Annotated in this window: 16 protein-coding genes; 8 read left to right on the forward strand and 8 right to left on the reverse strand. The window is 67.9% G+C overall.

What is annotated here, in order from left to right; genetic code table 11:
* The first annotated feature begins 136 nt into the window (after positions 1-136).
* The 4 genes from MMF98_RS10275 to MMF98_RS10295 all read left to right on the forward strand — a co-directional run bounded on the left by MMF98_RS10275 (position 137) and on the right by MMF98_RS10295 (position 3,723).
* Positions 137-886, forward strand: a complete 750-nt coding sequence (locus tag MMF98_RS10275) for a gluconate 2-dehydrogenase subunit 3 family protein (protein WP_243306179.1) — start codon at positions 137-139, stop codon at positions 884-886.
* Positions 887-898: 12 nt separating this feature from the next.
* Positions 899-2,659, forward strand: coding sequence for a GMC family oxidoreductase (locus MMF98_RS10280; protein ID WP_243306180.1), 1,761 nt, complete (start codon positions 899-901; stop codon positions 2,657-2,659).
* Between the two features lie 34 nt (positions 2,660-2,693).
* Positions 2,694-3,065 (forward strand): c-type cytochrome, encoded by a 372-nt coding sequence (locus MMF98_RS10285; RefSeq protein WP_243306181.1) that lies wholly within the window; start codon positions 2,694-2,696, stop codon positions 3,063-3,065.
* A 142-nt stretch (positions 3,066-3,207) separates the two neighbouring features.
* A complete protein-coding gene (locus MMF98_RS10295; protein WP_279343556.1) occupies positions 3,208-3,723 on the forward strand; it encodes a pilin in 516 nt (171 codons plus the stop codon).
* 16 nt (positions 3,724-3,739) lie between these two features.
* Here MMF98_RS10295 and MMF98_RS10300 read toward each other — a convergent pair whose 3' ends face one another.
* The 4 genes from MMF98_RS10300 to MMF98_RS10315 are packed head-to-tail and all read right to left on the reverse strand — an operon-like array spanning position 3,740 to position 8,727.
* The gene (locus MMF98_RS10300; RefSeq protein ID WP_243306182.1) at positions 3,740-4,699 is read right to left on the reverse strand and encodes a Bug family tripartite tricarboxylate transporter substrate binding protein; all 960 of its coding nucleotides are present in this window, start codon (positions 4,697-4,699) and stop codon (positions 3,740-3,742) included.
* Positions 4,700-4,737: 38 nt separating this feature from the next.
* Positions 4,738-6,174, reverse strand: a complete 1,437-nt coding sequence (locus MMF98_RS10305; RefSeq protein WP_243306183.1) for an aldehyde dehydrogenase family protein — start codon at positions 6,172-6,174, stop codon at positions 4,738-4,740.
* Complete coding sequence (locus MMF98_RS10310) at positions 6,164-7,876, reverse strand: thiamine pyrophosphate-binding protein (protein WP_243306184.1); 1,713 nt, start codon at positions 7,874-7,876, stop codon at positions 6,164-6,166. Before MMF98_RS10310 ends, MMF98_RS10305 begins: the two co-directional genes overlap by 11 nt.
* The gene (locus MMF98_RS10315) at positions 7,873-8,727 is read right to left on the reverse strand and encodes an alpha/beta fold hydrolase (protein ID WP_243306185.1); all 855 of its coding nucleotides are present in this window, start codon (positions 8,725-8,727) and stop codon (positions 7,873-7,875) included. The genes MMF98_RS10310 and MMF98_RS10315 overlap by 4 nt, the downstream gene beginning before the upstream one ends.
* Positions 8,728-8,800: 73 nt before the next feature.
* Here MMF98_RS10315 and MMF98_RS10320 point away from each other — a divergent pair, with 73 nt between their 5' ends.
* Positions 8,801-9,730, forward strand: coding sequence for a LysR family transcriptional regulator (locus MMF98_RS10320; RefSeq protein ID WP_243306186.1), 930 nt, complete (start codon positions 8,801-8,803; stop codon positions 9,728-9,730).
* A gap of 87 nt (positions 9,731-9,817) precedes the next feature.
* Here the strand turns inward: MMF98_RS10320 and lpdA are convergent, their stop codons facing one another.
* The 4 genes from lpdA to aceE form a co-directional block, all read right to left on the reverse strand.
* Positions 9,818-11,632 carry a dihydrolipoyl dehydrogenase gene (gene lpdA, locus MMF98_RS10325; protein WP_279343557.1) on the reverse strand — a complete coding sequence of 605 codons (1,815 nt, stop codon included), beginning with the start codon at positions 11,630-11,632 and terminating at the stop codon, positions 9,818-9,820.
* Positions 11,629-12,219, reverse strand: coding sequence for an Ntn hydrolase family protein (locus MMF98_RS10340; RefSeq protein ID WP_243306187.1), 591 nt, complete (start codon positions 12,217-12,219; stop codon positions 11,629-11,631). The genes lpdA and MMF98_RS10340 overlap by 4 nt, the downstream gene beginning before the upstream one ends.
* A gap of 124 nt (positions 12,220-12,343) precedes the next feature.
* A complete protein-coding gene (aceF, locus tag MMF98_RS10345) occupies positions 12,344-13,999 on the reverse strand; it encodes a dihydrolipoyllysine-residue acetyltransferase (protein ID WP_243306188.1) in 1,656 nt (551 codons plus the stop codon).
* 18 nt (positions 14,000-14,017) lie between these two features.
* Positions 14,018-16,723 (reverse strand): pyruvate dehydrogenase (acetyl-transferring), homodimeric type, encoded by a 2,706-nt coding sequence (aceE, locus tag MMF98_RS10350; protein ID WP_243306189.1) that lies wholly within the window; start codon positions 16,721-16,723, stop codon positions 14,018-14,020.
* 166 nt (positions 16,724-16,889) lie between these two features.
* On the opposite strand from aceE, the gene MMF98_RS10355 reads away from it, so the two are divergent.
* The 3 genes from MMF98_RS10355 to folD all read left to right on the forward strand — a co-directional run bounded on the left by MMF98_RS10355 (position 16,890) and on the right by folD (position 20,989).
* Positions 16,890-19,430: a PAS domain S-box protein gene (locus tag MMF98_RS10355; protein ID WP_243306190.1), complete on the forward strand. Its 2,541-nt coding sequence runs from the start codon at positions 16,890-16,892 to the stop codon at positions 19,428-19,430.
* Positions 19,427-20,053, forward strand: a complete 627-nt coding sequence (locus MMF98_RS10360; RefSeq protein ID WP_243306191.1) for a response regulator transcription factor — start codon at positions 19,427-19,429, stop codon at positions 20,051-20,053. Before MMF98_RS10355 ends, MMF98_RS10360 begins: the two co-directional genes overlap by 4 nt.
* 72 nt (positions 20,054-20,125) lie before the next feature.
* Entirely contained in the window at positions 20,126-20,989 is an 864-nt protein-coding gene (gene folD / locus MMF98_RS10365; RefSeq protein ID WP_243306192.1) for a bifunctional methylenetetrahydrofolate dehydrogenase/methenyltetrahydrofolate cyclohydrolase FolD, read from the forward strand.
* Positions 20,990-21,054: the final 65 nt, after the last annotated feature.

Here is a 21,054-nt window from a genome sequence, read left to right on the forward strand (position 1 = left end):
CGGCCCCGCCTGCCGCCGGAGTGGGCAGAGGCCGTCATTTCAAAAAAAGCCGCCATGAACTCGTGGGCTCGCTTGAAGTCGCCACCTCCTGCCATGAAGGCACGGAAATAGCGGTCTTTAACGACAGGAGAGCACGATGAGCGACAAAACCACAGATATCCATCAGCGGCGCGGCTTTCTCAAGCAGGTGGCAGGGGCGACGGGCGCGCTGCCCTTCACCCATGGCCTGGTGGGCGGCGTGGCCGCCACCTCGCTGGCGGCGACGGCGGCGCCTGGCGCGCCGCCTGCCACGGCCGACCCGGTGGTCGGATACGTCTGTTTCAGCCAGGACGAGGCCGCCTTCGTGGAAACGATGGTCAACATCATGTGCCCGGCCGACGAATTCACGCCCAGCGGCGTCGATTGCGGCCTGCCGATCTACATCGACCGGCAGCTCGCCGGCGACTTCGGCCGCGGCGCCAAGCGCTACAGCCGGGGCCCGTGGCAGCCCGGCAGGCCGCAGCAGGGCTACCAGTTGCCGATGACGCCCGAGCAGCATTTCAAGGCCGGGATCGAAGCCGCCAATCAGGCCTGCGTCGCCCGCCACCGCCAGCCCTTCGACCAGATCGCGCCGGCCGACGCCAGCACCTTCCTCAACGACCTGGCCTCCGGCAATGTCAAGGACCCGCGCCTGTCGCTCGCGGCCTGGTTCAACGACCTGGTCTACCCCCTGTTCACGCAGGCCTGCTTCTCCGACCCGATCTACGGCGGCAACTACAACAAGGTGTTCTGGAAGATGGTGGGCTATCCGGGCCTGCCCGCGACCAACACCATCAACATGGTGCAGTACCGCGGCAAGCCCTTCCCGGGCGCCAAGGACCCGAAGTCGATCGCTGATTTCAGCTGAGGAGCAGGCATCATGATCAAGAAACTCCCGAACAAGACCGTGGTCATCGTCGGCGGAGGCCTGACGGCCGCATTGGCCGCACGCCAGCTCACCGACAAGAACATCGAGGTGCTGGTGCTCGAGCGCGGTGGCGACCATACCAACGGCGCCGAAGCCAAGCTGCCCACGCAGCGCGACGAACTGCGCTGGGACACGCGCCAGGGCCTGGTGCAGGACTGGTCGGTGCAGACCTATACCCTGCGCTACAACCGCAGCGAAACCGCCCTGCCGGTGCGCTGGATGGAGGCCTTCCTGCCCGGCGAAGGCCTGGGCGGCGCTGCCAACCACTGGAACGGCCATACCTGGCGCTGGTCGGAATATGAGCCGCAGATCCGCACACGCAACGAAACCCGCTACGGCAAGCAGGCCATCCCCAAGGATGTGCCGCTGCAGGACTGGGGCACGACCTACGCCGAACTGCGCCCCTACCACGAGCTGTTCGAGAAGCTGTTTGGCCTGGCCGGCAAGGCCGGCAACATCAACGGCGCGATCCAGCCCGGCGGCAACCCGTTCGAGGCGCCGCGCGACGGCGAGTACCCGCAAAAGCCCCTGGAGTTCACCGAAGCCGGGCTGGTCTTCAAGGCCACGGCCGAGAAGCTGGGCTACAAGCCGTTTCCCACGCCGGCCGCCAACTCCTCGGGGGCCTACACCAACCCGGACGGTCAGAAGCTCGGCGCCTGCCAGTACTGCGGCCATTGCGAGCGCTTCATCTGCGAGGCCAAGGCCAAGGCCTCGCCCGAGGTGCTGCTCTACCCCATGCTCAAGGGCCGCAAGAGCTTCGAGGTGAGGCTGCACTGCCATGTGCTGGGGCTGAAGTACGACGCGGCCGCCAAGCGAGTCACCAGCGTGCACTATGTCGACCTGCTGACCGGCCAGGAGTACGAACAGCCGGCCGACGTGGTGATGCTGGGCGCGTTCACCATGACCAACACCAAGCTGCTGCTGACCAGCCGGATCGGCCGTCCCTACGACCCGGTGCGCAACACCGGCGTGGTGGGCAAGAACTTCTGCTACCAGGCCAATTCGGGCGTGAGCCTGTTCATGAAGGACCGCTGGTTCAACCCCTTCCTGGCCACCGGCAGCACGCAGGTCTACATGGATGAGTTCAACAACGACAACTTCGACCACACCGGGCTGGGCTTTCTCGGCGGCGGCGGCATTGGCGCGAGCCAGTTCCACGGCCGACCCATCGGCGGGCGGCGCGTTCCCCCCGGCACGCCGCGCTGGGGCACCGAGTGGAAGCGGGCGAACGCGCAGTGGTATCCGCACTCGATGGCCCTGGGCATCCAGGGCAGCTGCTACCCCCACCGCGAGAACTACCTCGACCTCGACCCGACCTACACCGATGCCTACGGCCAGCCGCTGATCCGCATGAACTTCGACTGGCGCGACAACGAGCTGAAGATGTCGAAGTACGTGACGCAGAAGATGGCCGACATCGCCAAGGCCGTGGGAGCCGACATCGTCGGCCCGGCCAATCCGCTGCAGGCGCCCTTCGACACCCGCATCTACAACAGCACCCACATCACCGGCGGCACCATCATGGGCACCAACCCCGGCACCAGCGTGGTGTCACCCCGGCTCCAGCACTGGGATGCGCAGAACCTGTTCATCGTCGGCGCCTCGGTGTTCACGCACAACGCAGGCTACAACCCCACGGGGCCCCTCGCCGCGCTGGCGCTGCGCCTGGGCGACGACATGGCGTCCTACGTCGAGCGGCCGCGCAGGCTGTGAGGCTTCCCAACCCCTTCGACCAGAAAGCAAGCCCATGAGCCTCACCCCCTCACTCCAACTGCTCGCGGCCGGCGCACTCGCGCTGGCATTCCACTCCGGCCATGCCCAGGATGCAGCGGCCGGCAAGACGGCCTTCGCGCAATGCGCGGCCTGCCATTCGATCGACGGCAGCAATGGCGCCGGCCCCAGCCTGCAGGGCATCGACGGCCGCAAGGCCGGCATCTTTCCCGGCTTCCGCTACAGCCGCGCCATGAAGGCGGCGGGCTATGCGTGGGATGAGAAGACCCTCGATGCCTACCTCGCCGATCCGCAAAAGGCCATCCCCGGCAATGTGATGCCGTTTTCCGGCGTGTCTGACGCCAAGCAGCGCGCCGACCTGGTTGCCTACCTCAAGACGCTGAAGTAGGCGGTGGCGGGCGAAAGCCCGCCACCGGGGCGCGGCCTCGGAGCGCTGCGATTCTGCGGGCAGCCCCGTGGCCGGAGCTCCAGCCGGTTCGCGTGCATTCGCGTGTAAAGTGGCGCGGTCATTCCACCGGGCCCCGATCTCCATGCCGTCCTCTTGCTTCCCGCGCCGCCGCTGCGCACAGCCAAAGCCGGCTCGCGGCTTCACCCTGGTGGAACTGATGGTGGTGGTGGCGGTGATTGCCATCCTCTCGCTGATCGCCCTGCCAAGCTACCTCGACCGCGTCGTGCGTGGACAGATCGCCGAAGCGCTGCCACTGGCCGATCTCGCGAAGCGGCCGATCGCACTGGCCTGGAGCGGCACGCAGACGATGCCGGCCGACAATGCCGCGGCGGGCCTGCCGGCAGCGGACAAGATCGTCAACAACTACGTGAGCGCAGTGACGATAGCCGATGGCGCCATCCATGTCCGCTTTGGTAACCGCGCCAGCGGCGCCCTCAAGGACAAGGTCCTGTCCCTGCGTCCTGCCGTGGTGACAGACGCCCCGGTGGTGCCGGTCGCCTGGGTCTGCGGGCTCGCCAAGGGACCCGACAAGATGACGGTGATGGGCGAGGACCGCACCACGGTGCCGGCCGGCCTGCTGCCGTTGAACTGCCGCTGAAGATGCAGCGGCGCTGCTAGTCCAGCCGGATGTTTCCCTCCCGGGCCGCCTTGGTCCACTTGGCGGTGTCCTTGCGCAGCAAGGCCTGCACCTGCACGGGCGAAAGGGGTGACACTTCATGCCCCAGGTCGGCCAGGCGCTTGCGGATCGCCGGGTCAGCCACCACCTGCGCGACACCGGCGTTGACTTTCTCGACCACGGAAGCCGGTGTGCCGGTTGGGGCGAAGAGCCCATACCACACGCTCATCTCCACCTCCGGCCAGCCCATCTCGCCGACCGTGGGAACATCCGGCAGTTGGGGCGAGCGCTGCGGTGCCGTGATCGCGAGCGCCTTCAGCCGCCCGTCCTTCAGGAAGTTGAGGCCCGTCGCGATGTCCAGCATCATGAAGTCCAGGTGCCCGCCCAGCAGCGCCTGCACCGCCTCAGGGGCGCCCTTGTAGGGCACATAGGTGTAGCTCAGCCCGCTGACGCCCTTCAACTGCTGCCCGAGGACCTGCCCGTAGAGGACGGCCGAGCCGTAGTTGAGCTTCCCCGGATGGCGTTTGCTGTATTCCACCAGCTCCTTGAGGTTGCGGGCAGGCACGCTGGGATGCGCCACGAACAGGGCCGGCACCTGGGCCAGCAGGGCCACCGGCATCAGGTCCTTCGCCGGGTCGAAGGGCAGCTTGCTGTAGACCGCCGGCAGGATGGTGGCGGTCATGTCCATGGTGGCAAGAAAGGTGTACCCATCCGGCCGGGCGGTGGCCACAGCCTGCGCGCCGATGATGGTGTTGCCGCCGGCCTTGTAGTCGATGACCACGCTTTGCCCCAGCAGCTTGCCCAGCGGCTCCGTGATGATGCGCGTGACGCTGTCCGTTCCGCCCCCCGCCGTGAAGGGCAGAACGACCTTGATCGGCTGCTGGGGGTAGTCCTGGGCGAAGGCGACGCAGGCTGCGGCGGTGCAGGCCATCGCAGCGATGGCGCGAAAGATCATCATGGTTTGTCTCCTGGCTGTGGGTGTTGTGGGGGGTGAACTCAAAAGTGCGGGCTAAGCGCAGCCACCTGGGCCTTGACGGCATCCCGGGAGGCTTCGGAAAAGGGCGGGCGCTGCTGCGCGAGCAGCGCATCGCCCGGCATCTGGTGGACAACGGTCTTGGCGTTGCTGAAGGTCTTGAAGCCTTCGTGCCCCCGGTAGCGGCCCATGCCGCTGGCCCCGACGCCGCCGAACGGCAACTGCTCGAAGAACAGCTGGCAGCGCACGTCGTTGACCACCATGTTGCCGGCAACCACGCGCTCGACCACGCTCTCCTGCTCCACCGGATCGCTGCCGAAGTAGTAGGCCGACAGCGGCGACGGCTGCTCGGCGACCACGGCGAGGGCTTCCTCCAGAGAGTCGTAGGGAAGAATGCAGAGCAGCGGGCCGAAGCTTTCCTCCTGCAGCACCCGCATGTCGGGCGTCACGCCGGTGAGCAGGCACAGGGGAAACTTCCGCTGCGCACTGTCCCACACGGCTTCGCCCGCAGGGTTGATCTCCAGGACCCGGGCGCCCTTCAGCCGCGCATCTTCCAGCAGGCGCCGCAACCGCGCAAAATGCGCCGGCGAGGCGATGGCGGTGTAGTCGTCGTTGTCCAGCAGCGTGGGATAGAGACGGGCTGCCTGTGCGGCCATGGCGTCCACCATCGCCTGCACGCTGCCGCGCGGCACCAGAACGTAGTCGGGAGACACGCACACCTGGCCGGCGGAAGCCATCTTGCCGGTGACGAGCCGCGCCGCTGCGAGTTCGATGTCGGCGCTGCGCCCGACGATCACCGGGTTGCGCCCGCCCAGCTCCAGGGTGACGGGCACCAGCTGTTCGGCCGCCGCACGGGCGACATGGCGCGCGGTGGCCAGGGAGCCGGTGAACAGCAGGTGATCGAAGCGCAGCCGGCTGAAGGCGGCCCCCGTGGCCACATCGCCTTGCACCACGCAGACCTCTTCGGGCGCGAAGCTGCCCGCGAACATGCGCTCCAGCAGCACGGATGCGCGCGGGGTCAGCTCGGGCACCTTGAGCATCAGGCGGTTGCCCGCTGCCAGCGCGCCGGCAGCGGCCAGCACGCCCATCAGCACCGGCCCGTTCCAGGGCACGATGGCACCGATGACCCCCAGCGGCTGGCAGCGCACTTCGGCGCGCGCGCCTTCCCGCTCCATCGGCTCGGGCAGTGCGATGGGCGTGGGTGCCATCCAGCGGCTCAGGTTGTCGCGGTTGTAGCGGATCGCCGCCACGGCGCCGAGCACGTCGCCGGTGCGGGTGGCATGCGGCGAGCGGTTGCCGAAGTCAAGGGACAGCGCGGCCACGATCTCCTCGGCATGCGCCAGCACCATGGCCGCCATCCGGTCCAGCCGCTCGATGCGGGTATGCGCATCGGGAAAACCATCGGCGGCGAAAGCGCGGCGCTGGCGCGCCAGCGCCTGTTGCAGTGCTTCAGCGTCCATAGCGATCCTGCACATCGGCGTTGATCCAGCTGGCGCGGGCCGCCGCGAAGGGGTGCGGCTCGCGATGGCTGGCTTCGGGGTCGGTGATCACCTGCACCAGCGCCGTCTTGCCGCTGGCGAAGGCGCGCCGGATCGCGGGCTGCAGGTCTTCCACCCGCTCCACGTACTCGCCATGCCCGCCCATGGCTTCCATCATCCTGTCGTAGCGCACCGGCGCGAAGCGCACCTCGATCGGGTGTCCGATGTGCTGCATGTGCGCTGCCATCTCGGCGCCAAGCGCGTGGTCATCGTTCACGAGCACCACGATCGGCAACTGGTGCCGCACGGCCGTCTCCAGCTCCATGAAGTGAAAGCCCAGGGCGCCGTCCCCGGTGATCAGGCAGACCGGGCGATCGCGCCCCTGGGCCAGCTGCACGCCGACGGCCTGCGGCAGCCCGCAGCCCAGGTGGGAGTAGTGGGCGCCGTAGACGAAATCGGCACCGCGCTTTTCGAAGAACGCATGCTGGTAGAAGATGGTCAGGCCGCCGTCGAGCACGATCGAGGCCTCGTCGGGAACGGCATGCCGGGCCTCCAGCATCATGCGCGAAGGGTGCAGCGCGCCGCGGTCGGGAATCGCCGCCAGCGCCGCCTCGTGCTCATCGGCCTGCTGCTGTTTCCAGCCGGGCAGCCGAGGATGGCTGGGGCGCGGCTCGCCCAGCGCGGCATGCAGCTGCGCGAGGGTGAGCGGCAGGTCGCCGACCACGGCCACATCCACCGGCCGGTTCACACCGATGGCTGCGAGATCCGGCTCCAGCACGATCACCTTGCGCCGGGCCTCGTTCTGCGCGAACGCCATGAGCCGGCCATAGTTGGTGTTCTCGGGCAAACAGGTGCCCACCGCCAGCAGCAGGTCCGACTCGGCGATGACCTCCTGCGCAGCCTGCCCCTGGAACAGCAGCGCCTGCGGATGGCCAGCGTGAATCAGGCCGCTGCCGGCGAAGGTCGTCACGACCGGGCAGCCGAGCTTCTCCGCCAGTGCGATCAGGGCCGCCTGGCAGCGATGGTGTTGCACCGCCTCGCCCGCCAGCAGCAGCGGCAGCGAGGCCCCCTTGAGCAGCGCGGCGGCGGCCAGCACCGAGGATTCCGAGGCCGCCTGCGGCCCGGCACGGTAGCTGCCGGGCGGCTGCAGCGGGGGGTAGTCCCACTCCTGCACATGCATCATGCTGTCGTACTCGATGTACACCGGCCCCGGCGTGCCGGCGAGCGCCTGGCGGAAGGCCTGCCGCACCGCGTCGTCGATCTCGGCCGGGTGCCGCACGACGGTGGCGAACTTGCAGATCTGCGCGAACAGCGGCTCCATGGGCGCGGACAGCCATTGCCCCCGGCGCACCGCATGGGCCGCTCCCTGGTGACGCCGCGCGCCGAAGATCAGCACCGGCACATGCTCTTGCGACGCGGCGACCGCGGCCGGCAGCAGGTTCGCCACGCCGGGCCCCATGGCGCCGAATGCCGCCTGCGGCCGGCCCGTGACCGCGTAGTAGCCCATGGCGCTGAACACGGCCGCCGCCTCGTGGCGCGGACCGACGACCTGCAGGCCGGCACGCTCGGCGTGCAGCAGGACGTCGCGCGTGGTGATGTCGCCTTGCGAGAACACGGCTTGCACGCCCTCCTGACGCAGCAGTTCAACGATGCGGCGCCCCATGCTCATGGTGGTCTTGCTCATGCGATTCGGGCCTCCACCCCGGTGCGCGGCCGGGCCTCGGCGGCCGCCCCGCCGAGGAATGCCAGCAGCGCGTGGTTGAATTCCTGCGGCTTCTCGATGTTCACCAGATGGCCGGCACCGCCGATGACGGCGAGCTGCGCCTGCGGGATGGAAGCCGCCAGATCGCGCATCTGCGCCAGCGGCGCGACCGTGTCTTCATCCGAGCCGATCACCAGCACGGGCACGGCCACCGTCGCGGGGTCCAGAAAAGGCGCGATGCGCATGCGGGCCTCCATGATCTTGAGATAGGAGTCCGGGCGCAGCTTGCCCAGGCTCGCCATCACCTGCTCCCGGGCCTCGGCCGTCGCCTGCCGGCCGATCAGCGTGGGCGCCAGGGACTGCGCCAGCGCCTGCGGGCCGCCGCTGTTGAGCGGCCCCAGGCGCGCGCTGATGAAGCCTTCGCGCCGGGCTCCCTGCAGAACAGGCTCCGCGCCCGAGCGGCAGGCGGTCAGGCACAGGCTGGCCACGCGCTGCGGCGCCCGGGCATACAGCGCCTGCGCCACCAGTCCGCCCATCGACAGCCCGACGACGTGGGCGCGCCCGATCTCCAGCGCATCGAGCACGCGCAGCGCGTCCTCCACGAAATCGGCGAACTCGAAGGGCTCTTCGATCGCGGCGCTGTCGCCATAACCCCGGAAGTCCAGGCTGATGGCGCGAAAGCGCGCCCCGAAGTGCGCCAGCTGGCCGGCCCAGTTCTGCCGGTTGCCGCCGATGCCGTGCAGGAAGAGGATCGGCTCACCCTCGCCCGCCACATCGAAGGCGATGGCCGGAGGCTGGCCAGTGTGTCGAAAATCATGGATCGCTGTGCTCATGAGGACGGCAGTATGCTCACACCAAGGCATATCCGCTAGTAGCCTGAAAGGCATGACCTCAAAACCCTCAGTTATGACAGCCACCCTGAATCACCTGCTGCTGGATCACTTTCTGGCCGCCTACGAAGCGCGCAGCCTCGGCAAGGCCGCCGCCCTGCTGGGCCTGTCGCAGCCGGCGCTGAGCAAGAGCGTGCGCAAGCTCGAGGCGGAGCTGGGCCTGCCGCTGTTCGAGCGCACCACCAGCGGCCTCGTGCCGACGCTGTACGCCGAGACGCTCTCGCGGCGCGGCCAGGCCATCCGCGCCGACCTGCATAGCTGCATCGCCGAGCTGCAGAAGCTCAAGCATGGCGAGATCGGGGAGGTGCGCATGGGCGTTGCGCCCGCGCTGTCGCCGCGCTTCCTGCCGCTGGCCATCGCCGCGACCCACGCCCGCCATCCGTCCCTGACCTTTGCCGTGCGCGAGGGCCTGTACGACAGCCTGGCGCAGGACGTGGTGGATGGCGAACTCGATTTCGCGCTGACCAACCTCCCCTTCGATCGCCTCGCGGCGGGCCTGGAAGCGCGCGAACTGTTCCGCGACCGCTTCGTCGTCTGCTGCGGTGCGGCGCATCCCCTGGCCCGCAAGGGCAACGTGCAGGCCGCCGACCTGCTGGCCTATCCCTGGATCACACCGCCTCGCGACGGCATGGTCTGGCATCGGCTGGTGGACCTGTTCGCGGCGGCCAAGGCGCTGCCGCCGCGCGCGGCCATCGAAACCACTTCCGCGGCCCTGATCATGTCGCTGCTGGGCGAAGGGCGCTTCCTGACGTTCGTGCCGCGCCAGCTCGTGCTGGCGGAGCAGTTGCGCGGCGAGGTCATCGAGCTGACGTCCGCCGGCATGGTACTGGAGCGCGCCATTGCGGTCGTGTCGCGCACGGGCCGGGAGTACCCGATGGCGGCCAGGCTGGCCCTGGAGGCCTGCGAGGCCGTGGCCCTGCAGATGCAGCAGGCGCCCAAGCCCTAGCCTGGACGAAAAAGCCGCGCCGCCTTCATAAGGCGGGCGCGGCTCATCGAGGCGCCGTTGTCGGCCGGCCGCTGAGCGGCCGGCGATTCACTTGCGCGCCGGCGGCACGTCGGTGCAGGTGCCGTGCGCCACCTCGGCCGCCATGCCGATGCTCTCGCCCAGCGTGGGGTGCGGGTGGATGGTCTTGCCGATGTCCACTTCGTCGGCGCCCATCTCGATCGCCAGCGCGACCTCGCCGATCATGTCGCCCGCATGCGTGCCGACGATGCCGCCGCCCACGATGCGGTGGGTTTCGGCGTCGAACAGCAGCTTGGTGAAGCCTTCGTCGCGGCCATTCGCGATGGCGCGGCCCGAGGCGTTCCAGGGGAACAGGCCCTTCTTGACCTGCACGCCCTGCGCCTTGGCCTGCTCTTCGGTCAGGCCGACCCAGGCCACTTCGGGGTCGGTGTAGGCCACGCTCGGGATCACGCGGGCGTTGAAGGCGGCGCTGGCCAGCTCCTGGTTGCCCTGCAGCTCGCCGGCCGCCACCTCGGCCGCCACATGCGCCTCGTGCACCGCCTTGTGCGCGAGCATGGGCTGGCCCACGATGTCGCCGATGGCGAAGATGTGCGGCACGTTGGTGCGCATCTGGATGTCCACCGGGACGAAGCCGCGGTCGCTCACCGTCACGCCGGCCTTGTCGGCGCCGATCTTCTTGCCGTTGGGGCTGCGGCCCACGGCCTGCAGCACCAGGTCATACAGTTGCGGCTCCTTGGGCGCCTGCTCTCCCTCGAACCGGACCAGGATGCCGTCCTTCGTGGCTTCGGCCCCCACGGTTTTGGTCTTGAGCATGATGTTGTCGAAGCGCGGTGCGTTCATCTTCTGCCAGACCTTGACCAGGTCGCGGTCCGCGCCCTGCATCAGGCCGTCGAGCATCTCCACCACGTCCAGGCGCGCGCCCAGCGTAGAGTAGACCGTGCCCATTTCGAGGCCGATGATGCCGCCGCCCAGGATCAGCATGCGCTTGGGGCTGGATGCCAGGTCCAGCGCGCCGGTGCTGTCCACCACGCGCGGGTCCTTGGGCATGAAGGGCAGCTGCACGGCCTGCGAGCCGGCGGCGATGATGGCCTTGCGGAACTTGACGACCTGGGCCTTGCCGGTCTGCTCCTGGCCCGCGCCGCTGGTTTCCCGCACCTGCAGGTGGAACGGGTCGAGGAACTCGCCGTGGCCGCGCACCACGGTGACCTTGCGCATCTTGGCCATGGCCGTGAGGCCGCCGGTGAGCTTGCCCACCACCTTGGCCTTGTGCGCGCGCAGCTTCTCCAGGTTGACCACCGGCTTGCCGAAGCTCACGCCCAGCGCCTCGAAATGGCTGACCTCGTCCATCACCGCGGCCACGTGCAGCAGCGCCTTGGACGGAATGCAGCCCACGTTCAGGCAGACGCCGCCAAGCGTGGCGTAGCGCTCCACCAGCACCACCTTGAGGCCAAGGTCAGCCGCGCGGAACGCTGCCGAATAGCCGCCGGGGCCGCCGCCGAGCACCAGCACGTCGCATTCCTGGTCGGCGCCGCCCGTGTGGCTGGACGCTACAGAAGTGATAGCACCCGATGACGGAGCCACCTGGACCTCCGCCTGTTTTGGCTGTGAAACCGGGGCGGAGGCCGGCGCCGCGGCCGCTGCGGCGCCCTGCGCCTCCAGCACCAGCAGCACCGAGCCTTCGGCCACCTTGTCACCGAGCTTGACGCGCAGCTCCTTCACCACGCCGCCGTGCGACGACGGGATCTCCATCGAGGCCTTGTCGGACTCCACCGTCACGAGCGACTGCTCGGGCCGGATGCTGTCGCCGGGCTTGACCAGCAGCTCGATGACGGTCACTTCGGAAAAATCGCCGATGTCCGGCACCTTGATTTCAATCAGGCTCATTTGGAACCTTTCAGTTTGATCGTGAATACATCGAAGGGACCGGCCGAGTTCTTGTCGAACTCGCAGCCGGCGCGCAGGCCGGCTTCGGCCACCTCGCGGGCGGTCTTGGCCTTGCCCCAGACCGCGTGCATGGCCCCGAGCGCAAAGCTGCGCCCCGAGCCGATGCCCCAGAACTCCTTGAACTCGAACACCTCGCGGTAGCTGTACAGGCCGTAGATGCCGGTGCCGTTGGCAATCACGACGCTGAACTGGCTCGACTCATAGGGATCGTTGTCCTCTTCCTTGGTCTGCAGGAAGAAGGTTTCCTTGAGCAGCGGGTGCAGCCGCGTGAAGGTGTCGAACACCTCGTCCTTGCTGCCGAGCTTGAGCTGCTCCCGGGGCAGCGCCGTCATGGCCTTGCGCAGCACCGGGAAGTGCGCCACCGTGCCGGCCATGCCGACGTAGCTCATGCCGGCGGGCGCGTCCACCTTGAAGATCTTGCCGTTGTCCTCGAAGCGGTGCGCCAGCCGGGTGTCGCCGAAGGTCACGAGCGTGTCGGCGGCGATCGCCACCTGCCCGGCCTTCTTCACCACCACGACCGTCGTCATGCGCGTACTCCAAAGGCAAGCGCAGCGAAGCCATTGCCAGTAGCACCGCGGAACCGGCTCTGCCGGGCCGCTGGTGTTGCCCCCTGCAAGGGGGGAGGCGCAGCGAAGCGCAGCCTGGGGGTGTTCAAAGCAGTACCCTGCGGAAGTCGGCGAGGACCTGGCCCAGGTAGGCGTTGAAGCGCGCGGCCGCGGCGCCGTCGATCACGCGGTGGTCGTACGACAGCGACAGCGGCAGCGCCAGGCGCGGCACGAACTGCTTGCCGTCCCACACCGGCTTCATCTGGCCCTTGGACAGGCCCAGGATCGCGACTTCGGGCGCGTTGATGATGGGCGTGAAGTGCGTGCCGCCGATGCCGCCAAGCGAGCTGATCGAGAAGCAGCCGCCGGTCATGTCGGCCGGCCCGAGCTTGCCGTCGCGCGCCTTCTTCGCGAGCTCGCCCATCTCCTGGCTGATTTGCAGGATGCCCTTCTTGTCGGCATCTCGCAGCACCGGCACCATCAGGCCGTTGGGCGTGTCGGCCGCGAAGCCGATGTGGAAGTACTGCTTGTAGACCAGCGCGTCGCCGTCCAGGCTGGCATTGAACTCGGGGAACTTCTTCAGCGCCGAGACCACCGCCTTGATCACGAAGGCCAGCATCGTGACCTTGATGCCCGACTTCTCGTTCTCCTTGTTGGTGGCCACGCGGAAGGCTTCGAGCTCGGTGATGTCGGCTTCGTCGTTGTTGGTGACGTGCGGGATCATCACCCAGTTGCGGTGCAGGTTGGCGCCGCTGATCTTCTTGATGCGCGACAGGTCCTTGCGCTCGATGGCGCCGAACTTGGCGAAATCCACCTTGGGCCAGGGCAGCAGGTCCAGCCCCGCGCCGCCGCCCGCCGCGGGAGCCTTGGCGGCCGCGGCCTGGGTGCGCGCCGCGCCGGCCATCACCGCCTTGGTGAAGTTCTGCACGTCCTGCTGCGTGATGCGGCCCTTGGGGCCGCTGCTCTTGACTTCCTGCAGCGGCACGCCCAGCTCGCGCGCGAACTTGCGCACCGAGGGCGAGGCATGCGGCAGGTGGCCCTGCGGCGCCGTCGGGTCGTGCGCGGGCTGCGGCGCGGCAGCGGCGGCCACCGCCGGCGCTGCGGCTGCTGCAGTTGCGGCCGATGCCGGAGCCGCGGCGGCAGGCGCCGGGGCCGGGGCCGGCGCCGCCGCAGCGGCGGCCGTGCCTTCAAGCACGGCCACGAGATCACCGATGTTGACCTTGTCGCCGATCTTGACCTTGAGCTCCTTGAGCACGCCGGCGGCCGACGAAGGGATTTCCATCGAGGCCTTGTCCGACTCCACCGTGATCAGCGACTGCTCGGCCTTGATGGCGTCGCCGGGCTTGACCAGCAGCTCGATCACCGCCACGTCCTTGAAGTCGCCGATGTCGGGCACACGCACCTCCACCGGGCCGCTCGGCGCAGCCGCAGGTGCTCCTGAATTCGTAGCAGCCGATGACCGCTGCACCTGGACCTCCGCCGGTTTTGACTCTGAAACCGGGGCGGCGGCCGCGGGGGCGGCGCCGGCGGCCTCCAGCAGCAGCACGACCGAGCCCTCCTTGACCTTGTCGCCGAGCTGGACCCGCAGCTCCTTGACCACGCCGGCCGTGCTCGACGGAATCTCCATCGACGCCTTGTCGGACTCCACCGTGATCAGCGACTGCTCCGCCTTGACCGTGTCGCCGGGCTTGACCAGCAGCTCGATGACCGAGACCTCGTCGAAGTCCCCGATGTCCGGTACCTTGATTTCTACCAATGCCATGTCTGTCTCCGCAGGGGGTTAGGCGTACAACGGGTTGCGTTTTTCGGTGTTGATGCCGTATTTCTGGATCGCCTCGGCCACCTTGGCCACCGGCACGGTGCCTTCCTCGCTGAGCGCCTTGAGGGCCGCCACCACGATGTAGTGGCGGTTGACCTCGAAGTGCTCGCGCAGCTTGCTGCGGAAATCGCTGCGCCCGAAGCCGTCGGTGCCCAGCACCTTGTAGGTGCGGCCCTTGGGGATGAAGGGGCGGATCTGCTCGGCGTAGGCCCTCATGTAGTCGGTGGACGCCACCACCGGGCCGGCATGCTTCTCGAGCTGCTGGCTCACGAACGGCACGCGTGCCTTCTCGGTCGGGTGCAGCAGGCTCCAGCGCTCGGCGTCCTGGCCGTCGCGCGTGAGCTCGTTGAAGCTCGGGCAGCTCCAGACGTTGGCGGCCACGCCCCAGTCCTTCTCGAGCAGTTCCTGCGCGAACAGGCTCTCGCGCAGGATGGTGCCCGAGCCCAGCAGCTGCACGCGCGGGGTGAGCTTGGCGCCTTCCTTGCACAGGTACATGCCCTTGATGATCTGCTCCTCGGTGCCGGGCGTGAGGCCGGGCATGGCGTAGTTCTCGTTGAGCAGCGTGAGGTAGTAGTAGACGTTGTCCTGCTTCTCGACCATGCGCTTCAGGCCATGGTGCAGGATCACCGCAACTTCGTGCGCGAAGGTCGGGTCGTAGCTCACGCAGTTGGGGATGGTGTTGGCCAGGATGTGGCTGTGGCCGTCCTCATGCTGCAGGCCTTCGCCGTTGAGCGTGGTGCGCCCGGAGGTGCCGCCCAGCAGGAAGCCGCGCGCCTGCATGTCGCCGGCCGCCCAGGCCAGGTCGCCGATGCGCTGGAAGCCGAACATCGAGTAGTACACGTAGAACGGCACCATGATGCGGTTGCTGGTGCTGTAGCTGGTGGCCGCCGCGATCCAGCTGCTCATGCCGCCGGCTTCGTTGATGCCTTCCTGCAGGATCTGGCCGGCCTTGTCTTCCTTGTAGTACATGACCTGATCCTTGTCGACCGGCGTGTACTGCTGCCCCGCGGGGTTGTAGATGCCGATCTGGCGGAACAGGCCTTCCATGCCGAAGGTGCGCGCCTCGTCCACCAGGATGGGCACCACGCGCGGGCCCAGCGCCTGGTCGCGCAGCAGCTGCGTGAGGAAGCGCACATAGGCCTGCGTGGTGGAGATCTCGCGGCCCTCGGGCGTGGGCTCGAGCACGGCCTTGAAGGTTTCGAGCGAGGGCACGGTGAAGCTCTCGTCGGCCTTGGTGCGGCGGTGCGGCAGGTAGCCGCCCAGGGCCTTGCGGCGCTCGTGCAGGTACTTCATCTCAGGCGTGTCGTCGGCCGGCTTGTAGAACGGCAGGTCGGCGATCTGGCTGTCGGGAATCGGGATGTTGAAGCGGTCGCGGAAGGCCTTGATGTCCTCGTCGCCGAGCTTCTTGGTCTGGTGGACGGTGTTCTTGCCCTCGCCGATCTTGCCCATGCCGAAGCCCTTGACGGTCTTGATCAGCAGCACCGTGGGCTGGCCTTCGTGCTTGACGGCCGCATGGAAGGCGGCATACACCTTCTGCGAGTCGTGGCCGCCGCGGCGCAGGTTCCAGATCTCGTCGTCGCTCATCTTGGCAACCATCTCCAGCGTGCGCGGGTCGCGGCCGAAGAAATGCTTGCGCACGTAGGCGCCGTCGTTGGCCTTGAACGACTGGTAGTCGCCGTCGTTGCACTCCATCATGATCTTGCGCAGCGCGCCGTCCTTGTCGCGCGCCAGCAGATCGTCCCAGCCCTTGCCCCAGATCAGCTTGAGCACGTTCCAGCCCGAGCCGCGGAATTCGCTCTCCAGCTCCTGGATGATCTTGCCGTTGCCGCGCACCGGGCCGTCCAGGCGCTGCAGGTTGCAGTTGATGACGAAGATCAGGTTGTCGAGCTTCTCGCGCGCGGCCAGGCCGATGGCGCCCAGCGATTCCACTTCGTCCATCTCGCCGTCGCCGCAGAACACCCAGACCTTGCGGTTCTCGGTGTTGGCGATGCCGCGCGCGTGCAGGTACTTGAGGAAGCGCGCCTGGTAGATCGCCATCAGCGGGCCCAGGCCCATCGAGACGGTGGGGAACTGCCAGAACTCGGGCATCAGCTTGGGGTGCGGGTAGCTGGACAGGCCCTTGCCGTCCACTTCCTGGCGGAAGTTGAGCAGTTGCTCCTCGGTCAGGCGGCCTTCGAGGTAGGCGCGCGCATAGACGCCGGGCGACACGTGGCCCTGGATGTAGAGGCAGTCGCCGCCGTGGTTCTCGCTCTCGGCATGCCAGAAATGGTTGAAGCCGGCGCCGAACAGGTTGGCCAGCGAGGCGAAGGAGCCGATGTGGCCGCCCAGGTCGCCGCCTTCGGGCGGGTGGTGGCGGTTCGCCTTGACCACCATGGCCATGGCGTTCCAGCGCATGTAGGCGCGCAGGCGCCCTTCGAATTCGAGGTTGCCGGGCGAGCGCTCTTCCTGGGCCGCCTCGATGGTGTTGACATAGCCCGTGTTGGCCGAGAACGGCATGTCGATGCTGCTCTGGCGGGCATGCTCGAGCAGTTGCTCCAGCAGAAAGTGGGCGCGTTCGGGGCCTTCGCTTTCGATCACGGCGGACAGGGCGTCCATCCACTCGCGGGTTTCCTGGCTGTCCGCGTCATTGGCGGCAGAGCCGAACAGGTTGTCGGGTACGGCTGACATGCTTGTCTCCTGATAATTTCACGTAATTTAGTACGGCACATCTAAGTTTCTCACAATTTCTTGAAATTTCAAATAGTGCCTATCAATTTCACATTGTGATTTACGAAAACCCTGCCGGCAGGCCCTGATTGCCCAGCCCGGAAGGTGCGTCCCCTACACTCGGAGCATGCCCTCCCCTGCTCCCGTTCCCGAGCCGGACACCCTGGTGATCCGGCCTCTTGCCTGGTGGCGCCGCTGGTGGCGCCGCCAGCCGCCGACGCGCCAGGACCGCGTCGCCATGCTGGCTCCGCTGTCGGCCGTGCTGCTGTTCCTGGCCGCCATCATTGCCGCCTTCTGGTACCTGCGGCTGGAGGAAGTGGACCGCGAGCAGGAGGCGGTCAAGCGCGATGTCGAGTACGCCCAGCAGCGCGTGCGCCTGCGCCTGCTCGAGCGCCAGGAGCAGCTCATGCGCATCGCGCGCGACATCTCCAACCGGGAGATCGACCCCGAGGACTTCATGGGCCGCGCCGAGTCGCTGGTGAGCCAGTACCCCGAGCTGCAGGAAGTCACCTGGATCGACGACCGCCGCCGCATCACGGCCAGCTACTCGGCGCCGAGCGTCAGCTCCAGCCAGCAGCGCGTGGCCGGCGACGTGCTGCGCATGGGCGACACCGAGGTCATCTACAGCCTCGCGCGCGACATGCAGCAGCCCGTGTTCTCGCAGCCCGCCGCCAACCCGGACCAGCCGGCCCTGCTGCAGCTGCACATTCCCTTGAGCGACCAGGGCCGCTTTGCCGGCGTCGTCCTCGGCGAGTATTCGATCGACGGCCTGCTGCGCTACGGCGTGCCCACCGAGGTGTCGTCCAAATACGCCGTCGCCCTGCTCGACGGCAAGGGCCGCCTGCTGGCCGGCAACACGGTGCCGGCGACCCGCAACCCCGCCACCAGCCTGCTGCCCTGGGGCACGCAGGCCAACGAGTACGAGGTGCCGGTCTCGCCCGTGGGCAACGGCCTGATCATCCGGGCGCAGGCCTACCGCACCTCGCTGGGCCTGATCGGCAACGGCCTGTTCTGGCTGGTCGGCGCGCTGAGCGTGCTCACCGCCTGGATGCTGATCGGCACCTGGCGCCACACGCGCAAGCGGCTGCAGGCGCAGCAGGCGCTGGTGTCGGAAACCAACTTCCGCCGCGCCATGGAGAACTCCATGCTCACCGGCATGCGGGCGCTCGACATGCAGGGCCGCATCACCTACGTCAATGCCGCGTTCTGCCAGATGACGGGCTGGAGCGAGGGCGAGCTGGTGGGCCGCACCCCGCCCTTCCCTTACTGGCCCGAGACCGACCGCGAATCGCTGGCCGAGCGCCTGACCAACGAGCTGAGCGGCAACACCACGGCCGGCGGCTTCCAGGTGCGGGTCAAGCGCAAGAACGGCTCGGTCTTCGACGCGCGCATGTACATGTCGCCGCTGATCGACGCCCGGGGCCACCAGACCGGCTGGATGACCTCGATGACCGACATCACCGAGCCCAACCGCATCCGCGAGCAGCTCTCCGCCTCCTACGAGCGCTTCACCACCGTGCTGGAGGCGCTCGACGCCTCGGTCTCGGTGGCGCCGCTGGGCAGCGAGGAGCTGCTGTTCGCCAACAAGCTGTACCGCCTGTGGTTCGGCTCGCAGACCGCGGGCCACCTGCAGCTGGTGGCGCAGGCCGGCGTGCCCACCCGCGCGCCGAGCGACGAGTCGCTGGACGACGTGGACTCCTTCGCCGGGCTGCCGACCGGCCCGCTGACGGCGGCGCAGAGCGAGAACGCCGAGATCTTCGTGCCCGAGCTCGGCAAGTGGCTCGAGGTGCGCTCGCGCTACCTCAACTGGGTGGACGGGCGCCTGGCGCAGATGGTGATCGCCACCGACATCACGCCGCGCCGCCATGCCGAGGAACAGTCCGCCGCGCAGGCCGAGCGTGCCCAGTCGGCCAGCCGCCTCATCACCATGGGCGAGATGGCGTCCAGCGTGGCGCACGAGCTCAACCAGCCGCTGACCGCCATCAGCAACTACTGCAATGGCATGGTCTCGCGCATCCGGGGCAAGCAGATCGCCGAGGACGACCTGCTGGCCGCGCTCGAAAAGACCGCCCGCCAGGCCCAGCGCGCGGGCCAGATCATCCAGCGCATCCGCTCCTTCGTGAAGCGCAGCGAACCCAACCGCACGCTGTCCAGCGTGGGCGACATCGTGGACGAGGCCGTGGAGCTGGCCGACATCGAGCTGCGCCGGCGCAACGTGCGCCTGTCCCACTACGTGGCCGCGCGCCTGCCCAGGCTGATGGTCGACCCGATCCTGATCGAGCAGGTGCTGGTCAACCTGCTCAAGAACGCGGCCGAGTCGATCGACAACGCCCAGCGGCCCGCGGCACGGCGCAGCGTGGAGCTGCGCGTCATCCCCAAGCACCTCGACGAACTGCCGGTGGTGGAGTTTTCCGTGCTCGATTCGGGCCAGGGCCTGGCGCCCGAGGTGATGGAGCGCCTCTACGAGGCCTTCTTCTCGACCAAGGCCGAAGGCATGGGCATCGGCCTCAACCTGTGCCGCAGCATCGTCGAGTCGCACCAGGGCCGGATGCATGCCGAGAACCTCTACAATGGAGCGGAGATAGCAGGATGCCGCTTCTCCTTCTGGATTCCGGTGTCCGACGCCACGGATTCAGTCGCAACAAGGAACGCCAAGGTAACTGCATGAGCTTGATCCCGAAAAAAGGCACGGTCTATGTGGTGGACGACGACGAGGCCGTGCGCGATTCGCTGCAATGGCTGCTCGAAGGCAAGGACTACCGGGTTCGCTGCTTCGACTCCGCCGAATCCTTCCTGAGCCGCTACGACCCGCGCGAGGTGGCCTGCCTGATCGTCGACATCCGCATGGGCGGCATGACCGGGCTGGAGCTGCAGGACCGGTTGCTGGAACGCCGCTCCCCCCTGCCCATCGTCTTCATCACCGGCCACGGCGACGTGCCGATGGCCGTCAACACCATGAAGAAGGGCGCGATGGACTTCATCCAGAAGCCCTTCAAGGAAGAGGAACTCGTGGGCCTGGTCGAGCGCATGCTGGACCACGCCAAGGGCGCCTTCGCCGAGTACCAGAGCGCCGCCAGCCGCGACGCGCTGCTGTCCAAGCTCACCAGCCGCGAGGCCCAGGTGCTGGAGCGCATCGTGGCCGGCCGCCTGAACAAGCAGATCGCCGACGACCTGGGCATCAGCATCAAGACGGTGGAGGCGCACCGCGCCAACATCATGGAAAAGCTCAACGCCAACACCGTGGCCGACCTGCTCAAGATCGCCCTGGGACAGAACGCGCCCAAATCCTGACGCTACAGATTCAATAGCACGATACGCCCGTGGTTCCTGGACTACCGGGCGTTTTTACTTGGAAATCGAAACATGACCGCTCAACTCATCGATGGCAACGCCGTTGCCAAGCAATTGCGCGCCGACGTGGCGCAGCGCACCGCAGCCCTCAAGACCCGCGGCGTCACGCCCGGCCTGGCCGTGATTCTCGTGGGCGAGGACCCGGCCAGCCAGGTCTACGTCGGCAAGAAGGTCCAGGCCTGCCAGGAGGCCGGCCTGCACTCGGTGCTCGAAAAATACGACGCCGGCCTGAGCGAGGCCGCGCTGCTCGCGCGCGTCGAGGCGCTCAACCGCGACCCGGCCATCCACGGCATCCTGGTGCAGCTGCCGCTGCCAGCGCACATCGACGCGCACAAGGTGATCGAATCCATCTCGCCGGCCAAGGACGTGGACGGCTTCCACATCGCCAGCGCCGGCGCGCTCATGACCGGCATGCCCGGCTTCTGGTCCTGCACGCCCTACGGCTGCATCAAGCTGCTGGAGAGCACCGGCATCGACCTGCGCGGCAAGCATGCCGTGGTGATCGGCCGCAGCAACAACGTGGGCAAGCCCATGGCCCTGATGCTGCTGCAGAAGAACGCCACCGTCACCATCTGCCACAGCGCCACGCAGAACCTCAAGGCCCACACGCTGCAGGCCGACGTGGTCGTCGCCGCCGTCGGCCGGCGCAACACGCTGACGGCCGACATGGTGAAACCCGGAGCGGTGGTGATCGACGTGGGCATGAACCGCAACGAGCAGGGCAAGCTCTGCGGCGACGTGGATTTCGCAAACGTCAAGGAAGTCGCCGGCTGGATCACCCCGGTGCCGGGCGGCGTCGGCCCGATGACGGTCACCATGCTGCTGGTCAACACGCTGGAGGCGGCCGAACGCGAAGCGCAGGCCGCGAAGGGCTGAGAATCGCGCCGTGCAGCGTCACGAAGAAAGGGGCCTTGCGGCCCCTTTCGTGTTTCTGCATCGCC

Origin of the sequence: Variovorax terrae (genome assembly GCF_022809125.1) — a bacterium.
Classification (GTDB): Bacteria; Pseudomonadota; Gammaproteobacteria; order Burkholderiales; family Burkholderiaceae_C; genus Variovorax_A; species Variovorax_A terrae.

Coding starts and splice junctions, on each gene's coding strand:
- MMF98_RS10275 (WP_243306179.1), top strand. CDS start 137: ATGAGCGACAAAACCACAGATATCCATCAGCGGCGCGGCTTTCTCAAG.
- MMF98_RS10280 (WP_243306180.1), top strand. CDS start 899: ATGATCAAGAAACTCCCGAACAAGACCGTGGTCATCGTCGGCGGAGGC.
- MMF98_RS10285 (WP_243306181.1), top strand. CDS start 2,694: ATGAGCCTCACCCCCTCACTCCAACTGCTCGCGGCCGGCGCACTCGCG.
- MMF98_RS10295 (WP_279343556.1), top strand. CDS start 3,208: ATGCCGTCCTCTTGCTTCCCGCGCCGCCGCTGCGCACAGCCAAAGCCG.
- MMF98_RS10300 (WP_243306182.1), bottom strand. CDS start 4,699: ATGATGATCTTTCGCGCCATCGCTGCGATGGCCTGCACCGCCGCAGCC.
- MMF98_RS10305 (WP_243306183.1), bottom strand. CDS start 6,174: ATGGACGCTGAAGCACTGCAACAGGCGCTGGCGCGCCAGCGCCGCGCT.
- MMF98_RS10310 (WP_243306184.1), bottom strand. CDS start 7,876: ATGAGCAAGACCACCATGAGCATGGGGCGCCGCATCGTTGAACTGCTG.
- MMF98_RS10315 (WP_243306185.1), bottom strand. CDS start 8,727: ATGAGCACAGCGATCCATGATTTTCGACACACTGGCCAGCCTCCGGCC.
- MMF98_RS10320 (WP_243306186.1), top strand. CDS start 8,801: ATGACAGCCACCCTGAATCACCTGCTGCTGGATCACTTTCTGGCCGCC.
- lpdA (WP_279343557.1), bottom strand. CDS start 11,632: ATGAGCCTGATTGAAATCAAGGTGCCGGACATCGGCGATTTTTCCGAA.
- MMF98_RS10340 (WP_243306187.1), bottom strand. CDS start 12,219: ATGACGACGGTCGTGGTGGTGAAGAAGGCCGGGCAGGTGGCGATCGCC.
- aceF (WP_243306188.1), bottom strand. CDS start 13,999: ATGGCATTGGTAGAAATCAAGGTACCGGACATCGGGGACTTCGACGAG.
- aceE (WP_243306189.1), bottom strand. CDS start 16,723: ATGTCAGCCGTACCCGACAACCTGTTCGGCTCTGCCGCCAATGACGCG.
- MMF98_RS10355 (WP_243306190.1), top strand. CDS start 16,890: ATGCCCTCCCCTGCTCCCGTTCCCGAGCCGGACACCCTGGTGATCCGG.
- MMF98_RS10360 (WP_243306191.1), top strand. CDS start 19,427: ATGAGCTTGATCCCGAAAAAAGGCACGGTCTATGTGGTGGACGACGAC.
- folD (WP_243306192.1), top strand. CDS start 20,126: ATGACCGCTCAACTCATCGATGGCAACGCCGTTGCCAAGCAATTGCGC.